Annotated in this window: 1 protein-coding gene; it reads left to right on the plus strand. The window is 43.6% G+C overall.

Going from position 1 to position 1,382, the window contains the following annotated elements:
- Positions 1–74: 74 nt before the first annotated feature.
- The gene (locus tag ABD036_RS19045; protein ID WP_343862774.1) at positions 75–1,097 is read left to right on the plus strand and encodes an IS110 family RNA-guided transposase; all 1,023 of its coding nucleotides are present in this window, start codon (positions 75–77) and stop codon (positions 1,095–1,097) included.
- The last annotated feature ends 285 nt before the right edge of the window (positions 1,098–1,382 follow it).

Raw genomic sequence — 1,382 nt, forward strand, 5'->3', positions numbered from 1 at the left:
GCTCAATGGTATGGACTCCCCACCTTTGTCATTATGAACTAAGGTGAAGGTGTCGAAACCAAAGGAGCCATACCATGATAAATACTAGCACTATTACAATTGATCTTGCCAAAACCGTTTTCCAAGTCGCTTTTTTCAACCACCACGGCGTGCTTAAATTCAACAAAAAAATGAATGAATCTAAGATGCTTGAGTTTATCGCTCTTCATTCTGGTGCAACTATTTGTATGGAGGCCTGTAGCACAGCTCACCATTTTGGTAGAAAATTAGAAGCTCAGGGATATAGAATTAAACTTGTTCCCGCGCATATCGTGGCGAAGTACCGCAGTGGTAATAAAAACGATGCCAATGATGCGTTAGCAATTTTTGAGGCGGTAAAACGGCCCAAAACTTACTTTGTCAAAGTCAAAACACTAGAGCAGCAGGATTTGGCTTGTTTGCTCAGATTGCGTCAAGGTTACATGAAACAACGCACTCAAGTGATCAATCGAGCCAGAGGGTTGGGTTTGGAATACGGTATTAAAATTCCCAAAACGGTCGGTAAATTTAAGCGGCAATTACCTGAGCACCTCGAAGATGGCGAAAATTCATTAACCCCAACTATTCGATTAGTCTTACATGGTTTGCTGCAAGAGCTATATCATCTTGAAGAGATGGTGAAACAAAGCACACAGGCATTGATGGCTTTAGCCAAACAAGTACCGGCTTGTCAGTTACTCATTTCGCTGCCTGGCGTGTCGTGGATAGTGGCAAGTGGATTATATGCCCGATTGGGGGATGCATCGGCCTATCGATGTGGTCGAGATGCCAGTGCCAGTATAGGTCTGGTTCCGAGCCACACGGGAACGGGAGGTAATAACAAATTGTTTGGCATTACGAAACGTGGAGACCGATATTTGCGTTCACTGGTGGTGCATGGTGCTCGAGCGGTAGTCTGTTCTACCAAAGAAAAACAGGACACGCTAAGCTGCTGGATACGTGAGCAAGCCAGCCGAAATCATTTAAATAAAACGACCGTTGCTTTAGCCAATAAGCTCGTCAGAATGGCATTTGCTATTTTGCGAACTGGCACTGCCTATCAGCCAAATTTCGCTTAGAGGCATTGATAGGTAGACAAAAAAGAGCAGCGACGTTAGCCAAGTAAAAGCAAGTATGTAAAACTAATGAAAAAGTGTAACTAAAGCACGCAAGACAAAACCTGTGAGGAACGACGGTACTTCGATACCTTTTGCTCGATAAGGAGTCTTGAAAGTGGATTAAGCCATTAAGGTTCGGGGTAGCTCCCCACAATGAAACCGAATATACGTGAACTTGTTAATTGCACCAATGAATTAATTTAACACATGATTGCTTTACAAGGGGAGTCCATATACGTTCCTCGC

The sequence above is a fragment of the Aliiglaciecola litoralis genome (assembly GCF_039523355.1).
GTDB classification, from domain to species: Bacteria; Pseudomonadota; Gammaproteobacteria; order Enterobacterales; family Alteromonadaceae; genus Aliiglaciecola; species Aliiglaciecola litoralis.